Origin of the sequence: Zeimonas arvi (assembly GCF_008039575.1) — a bacterium.
GTDB lineage: Bacteria > Pseudomonadota > Gammaproteobacteria > Burkholderiales > Burkholderiaceae_E > Zeimonas > Zeimonas arvi.
Genome location: NZ_VDUY01000011.1, coordinates 23,834 through 34,064, shown reverse-complemented (window position 1 = coordinate 34,064; position 10,231 = coordinate 23,834). Strand labels below are relative to the sequence as shown.

At 70.9% G+C, this 10,231-nt stretch carries 10 protein-coding genes; all 10 read left to right on the top strand.

The window, feature by feature from the left end; genetic code table 11:
• The coding region (locus FHP08_RS18210) for a DUF4115 domain-containing protein (RefSeq protein ID WP_147705936.1) at positions 1-354 on the top strand (354 nt) is incomplete at its 5' end.
• 13 nt (positions 355-367) lie between these two features.
• Positions 368-1,651, top strand: coding sequence for a flavodoxin-dependent (E)-4-hydroxy-3-methylbut-2-enyl-diphosphate synthase (gene ispG / locus FHP08_RS18205; RefSeq protein WP_147705935.1), 1,284 nt, complete (start codon positions 368-370; stop codon positions 1,649-1,651).
• An 83-nt stretch (positions 1,652-1,734) separates the two neighbouring features.
• Positions 1,735-3,054, top strand: coding sequence for a histidine--tRNA ligase (gene hisS, locus FHP08_RS18200; protein WP_147705934.1), 1,320 nt, complete (start codon positions 1,735-1,737; stop codon positions 3,052-3,054).
• A 63-nt stretch (positions 3,055-3,117) separates the two neighbouring features.
• Positions 3,118-3,756, top strand: coding sequence for a YfgM family protein (locus tag FHP08_RS18195; protein ID WP_147705933.1), 639 nt, complete (start codon positions 3,118-3,120; stop codon positions 3,754-3,756).
• Positions 3,753-4,892, top strand: a complete 1,140-nt coding sequence (gene bamB / locus FHP08_RS18190) for an outer membrane protein assembly factor BamB (RefSeq protein ID WP_147705932.1) — start codon at positions 3,753-3,755, stop codon at positions 4,890-4,892. The genes FHP08_RS18195 and bamB overlap by 4 nt, the downstream gene beginning before the upstream one ends.
• A 2-nt stretch (positions 4,893-4,894) precedes the next feature.
• The gene (gene der, locus FHP08_RS18185) at positions 4,895-6,379 is read left to right on the top strand and encodes a ribosome biogenesis GTPase Der (RefSeq protein ID WP_147705931.1); all 1,485 of its coding nucleotides are present in this window, start codon (positions 4,895-4,897) and stop codon (positions 6,377-6,379) included.
• Positions 6,380-6,555: 176 nt separating this feature from the next.
• Positions 6,556-6,792, top strand: a complete 237-nt coding sequence (gene hfq / locus FHP08_RS18180) for an RNA chaperone Hfq (protein WP_147705930.1) — start codon at positions 6,556-6,558, stop codon at positions 6,790-6,792.
• On the top strand, positions 6,789-7,952 hold the full coding sequence (gene hflX, locus FHP08_RS18175) for a GTPase HflX (RefSeq protein WP_147705929.1): 1,164 nt from the start codon (positions 6,789-6,791) through the stop codon (positions 7,950-7,952). The genes hfq and hflX overlap by 4 nt, the downstream gene beginning before the upstream one ends.
• 75 nt (positions 7,953-8,027) lie before the next feature.
• Positions 8,028-9,311: an FtsH protease activity modulator HflK gene (hflK, locus tag FHP08_RS18170; RefSeq protein ID WP_147705928.1), complete on the top strand. Its 1,284-nt coding sequence runs from the start codon at positions 8,028-8,030 to the stop codon at positions 9,309-9,311.
• Positions 9,312-9,328: 17 nt separating this feature from the next.
• Positions 9,329-10,204 (top strand): protease modulator HflC, encoded by an 876-nt coding sequence (gene hflC / locus FHP08_RS18165; RefSeq protein ID WP_147705927.1) that lies wholly within the window; start codon positions 9,329-9,331, stop codon positions 10,202-10,204.
• Positions 10,205-10,231 lie beyond the last annotated feature (27 nt).

Genomic DNA, 10,231 nt, shown 5'->3' with positions numbered 1-10,231 from the left:
GCGCCCGCGCCGAGCGCCGCTTCGCCGGCCCTGCAGGGGGCTGCCCAGGCCGGCGCGACCACGCCGGCCCCTGCGTCCGCGGCGAGCGAAGCGCCGGCGGTCGCTGCGCCCCCCGACATCGAGACGCTACGCCTTCGCTTCGCCCGGGAGTCCTGGGTCGAGATCCGCGAGGCGGGCGGCAAGGTCGTCCTCACCGGGCTGCAGCCGGCCGGCAGCGAGCGCGAGCTCAGCGGCCGCAAGCCGCTGACGCTGGTCATCGGCAACGCCGAGCACGTCACGCTCGAGCGCGGCGGCAAGCCGGTCGACCTGGCCGCTCGTGCTCGCCAGGGCGTGGCCCGGCTCACGCTCGACTGAGGCGAGGGGCGCGATGAAGCCGTCGACCGTGGCGCCGATGCCGGTCGGGCCTGCCGCCCGCCGCCGCGCCCGGCAGAGCGTGGTCCGCTGGGGCTCGCGCGAAGTCCGCGTGGGCGGCGACGCGCCGGTCGTCGTCCAGTCGATGACCAACACCGACACCGCCGATCCGGTCGCCACCGCGATCCAGGTCAAGGAGCTTGCGCGGGCCGGCTCCGAACTGGTGCGCATCACGGTCAACTCGCCGGCGGCCGCGGCCGAGGTCCCGGCCTTGCGCGAGCAGCTCGACCGGATGGGCGTCGACGTGCCGCTGGTGGGCGATTTCCACTACAACGGCCACAAGCTGCTGGCCGATTTCCCGGAATGCGCGGCCGCGCTGTCCAAGTACCGGATCAACCCGGGCAACGTGGGCGCCGGCCGCAAGCGCGACGACAACTTCGCGCGGATGATCGAGATCGCCTGCCGTCACGGCAAGCCGGTGCGCATCGGCGTGAACTGGGGCAGCCTCGACCAGAGCCTGCTGGCCAGGCTGATGGACGAGAACGCCGCCCGCGCCGAGCCCTGGGAGGCCCAGGCAGTCATGCGCGAGGCGCTGGTCACCTCGGCGATCGAGAGCGCACAGCGCGCGGTCGAGCTCGGCCTGCCGGCCGACCAGATCTGCCTGTCGGCCAAGGTGTCCAACGCCCAGGACCTGATCGCGGTCTACCGCTCGCTGGCGGCCCGCTGCGACTGGCCGCTGCATCTCGGGCTCACCGAGGCGGGCATGGGCAGCAAGGGCATCGTGGCCTCCACCGCGGCCATGGCGGTGCTGCTGCAGGAAGGCATCGGCGACACGATCCGCGTGTCGCTCACGCCCGAGCCGGGCGGCGACCGCACGAAAGAGGTCGTCGTCGCGCAGGAGATCCTGCAGTCGCTCGGCCTGCGCGCGTTCGCGCCGGTGGTCGTGGCCTGCCCGGGTTGCGGGCGCACCAGCAGCACTTTCTTCCAGGAGCTGGCCCAGAAGATCCAGGCCTACCTGCGCGAGCAGATGCCGGTCTGGCGGATCAGCCATCCTGGCGTCGAGTCGATGCAGGTGGCGGTCATGGGCTGCGTGGTCAACGGCCCCGGCGAGAGCCGTCACGCCGACATCGGGATTTCCCTGCCGGGCTCGGGCGAGGCGCCGGTGGCGCCGGTCTTCGTGGACGGCGAGCGCACGGTCACGCTGAAGGGCGAGCGCATCGCCGAGGAATTCCAGGCGCTCGTCGACGACTATGTGCGCCGGCGCTATGCGCCGAAGTCCTCCGAGGACCAGGCCGCCTGAGCCGCGGCCGACCTGCCCTGCAAGGGCTCGAACCAGATCCTGCGCGGCACGAAGGCGGCGCACCAGAGAACCGATCGACAACGATGCACGACGACAACCCGAACCGGAGCACGCCGCCGAAGCTGAACGGCGTGCGCGGCATGAACGACGTCCTGCCGGCCGACGAGCCGCTGTGGCGCGCCTTCGAAGAGGCGGTCGCCGACACGATGCGTTCCTATGGCTACCGACAGATCCGCACGCCGATCGTCGAGCACACGCGCCTGTTCGTGCGCGGCATCGGCGAGGTCACCGACATCGTCGAGAAGGAGATGTACTCCTTCACCGACGTGCTGAACGGCGAGGACCTGACCCTGCGGCCCGAGAACACCGCGGGCGTGGTCCGCGCGGCCATCGAGCACAACCTGCTCTACGACGGCCCCAAGCGCCTGTGGTATGCAGGCCCGATGTTCCGCCACGAGCGTCCGCAGAAGGGCCGCTACCGGCAGTTCCACCAGGTGGGTGCCGAGGCGCTGGGCCTGGCCGGGCCCGATGCCGACGCCGAGGTCATCCTGATGTGCCAGCGGCTCTGGGACCAGCTCGGCCTCGCCGGCGTGTCGCTCGAGATCAACTCGCTGGGCGCCGCCGACGAGCGCCGCGCGCACCGCGAGGCGCTGATCGCGCACTTCGAGGCGCATCGTGACCAGCTCGACGCCGACGCCCAGCGCCGGCTGCACAGCAACCCGCTGCGCATCCTCGACACCAAGAATCCCGAGATGCGCGGCGTGGTCGAGTCGGCCCCCCGGCTGATCGACTTCCTCGGCGCCGACTCGCTCGCGCACTTCGAGCGGTTGCAGACGTTGCTGCGCGCGCAGAACCTGCCATTCCGGATCAACCCGCGGCTGGTGCGCGGTCTCGACTACTACAACCTGACCGTCTTCGAGTGGGTGGCCGACCTGGGCGGCGCCGCGCTCACGATCTGCGGCGGCGGGCGCTACGATCCGCTCGTCGAGATGCTGGGCGGCAAGCCGGCGCCGGCCTGCGGCTTCGCGATGGGCGTCGAGCGGGTGCTCGAGCTGATGCGCGCGCAAGGCGGCGAACCCGCCCAGGCGCAGTGCGACGTCTACGTCGTGCATCATGGCGATGCCACGCTCGAAGCCGCGATGCAGGCGGCCGAGCGGATCCGCGACGCCGGCCTCGACGTGTTGTTGCACTGCGGCGGCGGCAGCTTCAAGTCGCAGTTCCGCCGGGCCGACGGCAGCGGCGCGCAGTTCGCGCTGATCCTCGGCGTGGACGAGGTCGCGCGCGGCGAGGCCTCGATCAAGTGGCTGCGCGAAGGCGAGGGCGGCGGCAGGCAGGCCACCGTGCCGCTCGATCGCGTCGCCGAGGCCCTGGCCGACGCGATCGCAGGCGACGCCTCGATCTGACCCGGCACAATCCGAATCGCACCGGCGCAAGCGCCGCCCCGACACACTCAAGCGAACCGATACATGGCTTACGACCTCGAAGAACAGGAACAGCTCGAGAACCTGAAGGCCTTCTGGAACAAGTACGGCAGCTTCATCATGACCGTGGTGCTGGTCGTGGCGCTGGCCTTCGCCGGATGGCGCGGATGGCAGTGGTACCAGACCAGCCAGTCGGCCCAGGCCTCGCAGGTCTTCGACCAGCTGCGCCAGGCGGCGAATGCCAGGGACGTCGCCAAGGTCAAGGAGGCCGCCGGGCGGATCTTCGCCGACTACGGCAGCACCGCCTGGGCGCAGATGGCCGCGCTGGTCGCCGCCGACGCCTATGCCGAGGCGGGCGACGCCAAGGCGGCCAAGGTGCCGCTGCAGTGGGCGATCGACGAGGCCCGCGACCCGGCTTTCCGCGACCAGGCCAGGCTGGGCCTGGCCGCGATCCTGCTCGACGAGAAGGCCTTCGACGAAGGCCTGAAGCTGCTCGCCGCGCCCGCGGAAAAGAGCTACGCGGCGGCCTTCGCGGATCGTCGCGGCGACCTGCTGCTCGCCCAGGGCAAGCCTGCCGAGGCGCGGGCTGCCTACCAGGAGGCGCTGAACCTGCTGGCGGCCGACAGCGCCCTGCGCCGGCTGGTGCAAGTGAAGCTCGACGCGATTCCCGGGGGGGCGGCATGAATCCCGCACGCCGGCGCCTGCGCCTGCTCGGGGCGGGCCTCGCGGCCACCGCGGTGCTGTCGGGCTGCGGGCTCTGGTCCTCGTCCAAGCCCAAGCTTCCGGAACTGCCCGCGGTGAGCGGGGGAGCCGCGGCCCGGGTCGCCTGGACCTTCGAGTCCGGCCCGGGCGGGCCGGGCTTCCAGCCGCTGGTGGTCGGCGACTCGGTCGTCGTGGCCGGCCGCAACGGCCTGGTGGCCCGGCTCGATGCCGCGACCGGCAGGGCGATCTGGCGCACCGATCTCGGCAAGCCGCTGATTGCCGGCGCGGGCAGCGACGGCGAGGTGACCGTCGTGGCGGCGCGTGACGGCTCGCTGATCGCGCTCGATCGCGAGGGCAAGCAGAAGTGGAGCTCGCCGGCGGGCGCCGAGATCGTGACGGTGCCGGCGGTCGGGCTCGGGCTGGCCATCGTGCGCGGCAGCGACAACCGGGTGTCCGCCTGGGAGCTCGACACCGGCAAGCGCCGCTGGACCTTCGAGCGGCAGCCGCCGGCGCTGGTGCTGCGGCAGACCGCTTCGATCGCGATGGACACCGGCAGCGCCTACGTGGGCCTGCCCGGCGGCCGGCTGGTCGCGCTGTCGCTGCAGAACGGCGCGCTCCGTTGGGAGGCCGCGATCGGACTGCCGCGCGGCTCCAACGAGATCGAGCGCATCGCCGACATCGTGGGCTCGCCACTGATCAGCGGGCGCGAAGTCTGCGCGGCGGCCTGGCGCGGACGCATCGGCTGCCTGGACACAGCCACCGGCCGCGCGGCCTGGGGGCGCGACTTCGCGGCCGCGGCCGGCATCGACCTGGACTCGCGGGCGGTGGTGGCGGTGGACGCCGACGGCGGGGTGCAGGCGTTCTCGCGCAGCGGTGCGAGCCTCTGGCGCCAGGAAGGCCTGAAGCGCCGCCAGCCGTCCGCACCGCTGCTCACCGGCTCGCACGTGCTGGTGGGCGACTCGCTCGGCATGCTGCACGTGTTGTCGCGCGACGACGGCGCGCTGCAGGCCCGTCTGGCCACCGACGGCAGCCCCCTGGTCGGCGCGCCGGTGCTGTGGCGCAATCTCGCGATCGCGCAAACCACCGGCGGCACCCTGTACGCCGTTTCGCTGGACTGATCATGGCCAGGCTGCCCGTACTCGCCCTGGTGGGGCGGCCCAACGTCGGAAAATCGACGCTCTTCAACCGGCTCACCCGCAGTCGCGCGGCCCTCGTCGCCGACGTGCCGGGACTGACCCGCGACCGCCAGTACGGACGCGGCCGCAGCGGCGAGCGCTCGTTCATCGTCATCGACAGCGGCGGCTTCGAGCCGGTGGCCAAGTCCGGCATCGCCGTGGAGATGGCGCGCCAGACCCGCCAGGCGGTGCTCGAGGCCGACACCGTGGTCTTCGTGGTCGACGGCCGCGAAGGCCTGACCGCGCACGACATGGAGATCGCCCGCGAGCTGCGGCGCACCGCCCAGCGGGTCTTCGTGGCGGTCAACAAGACCGAGGGGATGCCGCGCGCGCAGGTGGCGGCCGAGTTCCACGAGCTCGGCCTCGGCGATCCGCTGCCGATCTCGGCCGCCCACGGCGATGGCGTGCGCGACATGATCGAGATCGCCTTCGAGCACATGGGCGACGCCGGGATGCCCGAGACGCAGCCCGGCGAAGACGAGGCGGAAGCCGCCGAGCCGGGGGAGAGCAAGCGGGCGGCCGCTCGCCGCAAGGCGGCGGCGCGGGCCGAGAGCGCGGCCGCGCAAGAGGCCGCCAGACAGCCCGAAGGGGTCGAGGGGGCTGAAGCCGGGGCGCCCGAGGCGCCGCGTCGTGTGCGGGTGGCGGTGGTCGGGCGCCCCAATGCCGGCAAGTCCACGCTGATCAACACGCTGCTCGGCGAAGAGCGGCTCATCGCCTTCGACCAGCCCGGCACCACCCGCGATTCGGTCGAGATCGAGTTCGAGCGCGGCGGCAGGCCCTATACGCTGATCGACACCGCCGGCCTGAGGCGGCGCGGCAAGGTCACCGACATGGTCGAGAAGTTCTCGGTCGTGAAGACGCTGCAGGCGATCGAGGACTGCAATGTCTGCGTGCTGCTGCTCGATGCCGCCGAACAGGTGTCCGAGCAGGACGCCACCATCGCCAGCTACATACTCGAAGCGGGCAGGGCGCTGGTGGTGGCGGTCAACAAGTGGGACCTCGCCGATGCCGAGGCACGCCAGCGGCTGCGCGGCGAACTGGACCGCAAGCTGCACTTCCTCGGCTTCGCGCGGCTGCTGCACCTGTCGGCGCTCGAGGGCACCGGCATTGCCGCGCTGATGCGGGCCATCGACGGCGCCTACGCGGCGGCCACCGCCAAGCTGTCCACGCCCAGGCTCACCCGGGCGATGCAGGAAGCGGTGGAGAAACAGGCGCCGCCCAAGCGCGGCCCGTTCCGGCCCAAGCTGCGCTACGCCCACCAGGGCGGGCGCAACCCGCCGATCATCGTGATCCACGGCAGCGGCCTGGACAACATCGGCGATACCTATCGTCGTTTCCTCGAGGGCTGGTTCCGGGACAAGTTCAAGCTCGAGGGCACGCCCCTGAGGATCGAATTCCGGTCCTCCGCCAACCCCTACGCCGAGCGCTGACAAGGTGTGAAGGAATCTGTTGCGCGGCCCGATCTCGCGGCGATTCCTTCACACGTCGTGCGCAGCGCGCGGTCGGCCCTGATCTGCCGGGCGGCGGCGCCCGCGGTTTTGCGATAGAGTTGAAGAAAGGCCCGCCGGCCCAACCTTCGAGCACAATACCTACAACCGGAGTCGCCATGAGCAACAAAGGGCAGTTACTACAAGACCCGTTCCTGAATCTCCTGCGCAAGGAGCATGTGCCGGTCTCCATCTACCTGGTCAACGGCATCAAGCTGCAAGGACAGATCGAGTCCTTCGACCAGTACGTTGTCCTGCTTCGCAACACCGTGACGCAGATGGTCTACAAGCACGCGATTTCCACCGTCGTGCCCGGCCGCCCCGTGAACTTCCAACAGGAAAGTCAGGAAAACTGAGCGCCAACCACACTCCCGTCCGCTGCCTGCTGGTCGGCGTCGCCTTCGGCGGCCGGCCGCGCGGCGAAGATTCCCTCGACGAACTCGACGCGCTCGCCCGATCGGCGGGGCTCGATCCGCAGTCCAGGATCATCGTTCGTCGGGCGCGTCCCGATGCCGCGATGTGCATCGGCTCGGGCAAGGCCGACGAGATCGGCGCCATGCTCCCGGGCGGCGCCATCGACCTCGTGCTGTTCGACCACGAAATCTCTCCGGTGCAGCAGCGCAACCTGAACCAGCTCTGGAAGGTGCCGGTCATGGACCGCACCGAGCTGATCCTGGACATCTTCGCCCGCCGCGCCCGCAGCCACGAGGGCAAGCTGCAGGTCGAGCTCGCCCGCCTCGAGCACCTGCAGGCGCGGCTCGTGCGCGGCTGGACCCACCTGGAACGGCAGCGCGGGGGGATCGGCGTGCGCGGTGGTCCGGGCGAGAAGCAGATCGAGCTCGATCGCCGGATGCTCGGCGACCGGGTCCGCCGGCTGCGCACCCAGCTCGAGCAGCTCAAGCGCCAGCGCCGCACGCGCAGGCGGGCGCGCGATCGCCGACCGGCCTTCGCGATCTCGCTGGTCGGCTACACCAACGCCGGCAAGTCCACCTTGTTCAACCGGCTGACCAAGGCGGGTACCTACGCCGCCGACCAGCTCTTCGCCACGCTCGACACGCTGACCCGCAAGCTCAGGCTGGCCTCGGGCGCCGAGGTCGTGCTGTCGGACACGGTCGGATTCGTGCGCGAGCTGCCGCACCAGCTGGTCGAGGCCTTCACCGCCACCCTCGAGGAAACCGCCGAGGCCGATCTGCTGCTGCACGTGGTCGACGCCTCGGCGCCCGATCGCGACGAGCAGATTGCCGAGGTCGAGCGCGTGCTGGCCGAGATCGGCGCGGGCGACGTGCCGCGGCTCACCGTCATGAACAAGATAGACGCCGCAGGCCTGGAGCCCCGGGTTGCCGCCGATGCCTGTGGTAGCATCGACCGGCTCTGGGTCAGCGCGGTCTCCGGCGCAGGCATCGACGCGCTGCGCGAGACAATCGAGGCGCGGGTCGCGCAATGGCGCGCCCAGCGTTTCGCGGTTCCGGCCGCCGCGCCGGAAGACCCCGCCGAGATCGGCGCGCGAGCCGGCTGATCGCCGGTCCGTTGCAGCGACCCTCTTCGATCCCGATATCCCCTTCACCCGATTCCCGAACCGCGACCCGGAACCATGTGGAAGTCAGTCCGCGCGATCTTTTCCCTGAACGACCCCGGCTGGGGCAGAAGCGGCGGCGGAGACCAGCAGCGTCCGCCCCAACGTCCCGGCCAGGGTGACGGCCCGCCCGACCTCGACGAGCTGTGGCGCGACTTCAACCGCCGGCTCAACGGCCTGTTCGGCAAGAAGGGCGGCTCCAATGGCCCTCGCGGGCCCTCCGAGCCGCGCGGCGGCGACGGCCCGTCGATGAAAGGCGCCGGCGCCGGCGTCGGCTTGCTGGCCGTGGTTGCCCTGCTGCTGTGGCTGGGCAGCGGTTTCTACATCGTGCAGGAGGGCCAGGCCTCGGCGGTGATGCGCTTCGGCGAGTTCAAGCAGCTCGTCGACCGCGCGGGCTTCACCTGGCGCCTGCCGTACCCGATCGAGTCGCACGAGATCGTGAACACCCAGCAGCTGCGCACGGTCGAGGTCGGCTACCGCAATGCGGTGCGGAACAAGACCCTGCGCGAGTCGCTGATCCTCACGCTGGACCAGAGCATCGTCGACCTGCAGTTCACGGTGCAGTACCGGATCGGCAACGCCCGCGACTACCTGTTCAACAACGACCTGGGCCCGGTTCCCGAGGAGATCGTGCGCCAGGCGGCCGAGACTGCGATGCGCGAGATCGTCGGCCGCAAGGGCATCGACCAGGTGCTCTACGAGCAGAAGGAGCAGGTGGCGATCGATGCGCTCGCGCAGATACAGAGCATCCTCGATCGCTACACGGTCGGCATCAGCGTGGTCGACGTGACCATCCAGCAGGCGCAGCCGCCCGAGCAGGTGCAGGCCGCCTTCGAGGACGCCAACAAGGCCGCCCAGGACCGCGAGGGTCTCATCAACGAGGGCCAGGCCTACGCCAACGACGTGATCCCGCGCGCGCGCGGCACGGCCGCCCGCCTGCTCGAGGAAGCCGAGGGCTACCGCGCCCGGGTGGTGGCCGCCGCCCAGGGTGACGCCAGCCGCTTCGACGCGGTGCTCGTCGAGTACGCCAAGGCGCCCCAGGTCACCCGCGAGCGCATGTACCTGGAGACCATGCAGCAGATCTTCGCCAACACCAGCAAGGTGCTGATCGACACCAAGTCCTCGGGCAACCTGCTCTACCTGCCGCTCGATCGCCTGATGCAGCAGGCGGGAACCGGCGGCGGCGCGCCGGCGGCCGCTGCGCCTGCCGCGCCCGCCCCGCAGCAGGGCGGCGCCGCGCCGGCGCAGGCGCCGGCCACCCGGCTCGACGGCTTGCGCAGCCGCGAGCGCGACACCCGCTGAGCGACGGAGAAGCCTTCATGAACCGAATCGTTCCGATCTTCCTCGGCGTGCTGGTCGCGCTGGCCATCCTGATGTCCTGCCTGTTCGTGGTCGATCAGCGGCAGTTCGCGGTCGTCTACGCGCTGGGCGAGATCCGCCAGATCCACGACAAGCCGGGCCTGTACTTCAAGCTGCCGCCGCCCTTCCAGAACGTCGCGTACTTCGACAAGCGCATCCTCACGCTCGACACCTCGGACAGCGACCGCTTCATCACGTCGGAGAAGCTCAACGTGATGATCGACACCTTCATCAAGTGGCGCATCGTCGATCCGCGCGAGTTCATCCGCTCGGTGGCCGGAAGCGAGCAGATCGCGGGGGACCGCATCTCGCGCAGCCTGCGCGACGCGCTGAACAACGAGGTCGCCCGCCGCACCGTGGCCGACGTCATCTCCAACGCGCGCAACGAGATCGTGGAGAACGTGCGCGCCAAGGTCGACCAGGATTCTCGCCAGATCGGCGTGGAGATCGTCGACGTCCGGCTCAAGCGGGTGGATTTCGCGCCCGAGGTGCAGGAGCGCGTCTTCGCCCGGATGGAGTCCGAGCGCAAGCAGGTCGCCAACGAGCGTCGCGCCACCGGCGCGGCCGAGTCAGAGAAGATCCGGGCCGATGCCGACCGCCAGCGCGAGGTGATCCTGGCCGAGGCCTATCGCGACGCGCAGACGATCAAGGGCCGCGGCGACGCCCAGGCCACCGCGATCTATGCCGCGTCCTTCGGAAAGAACCCGGAGTTCGCCGGCTTCTACCGCAGCCTCGAGGCCTATCGCGCGTCCTTCCGCAACCGCAGCGACCTGCTGGTCGTCGACCCGTCGGCGGACTTCTTCCGCTTCTTCAGCGAGTCGGGCGGGCGGCGCTGAGCGCCGGGCCCGCCGCAGCGCCGATCG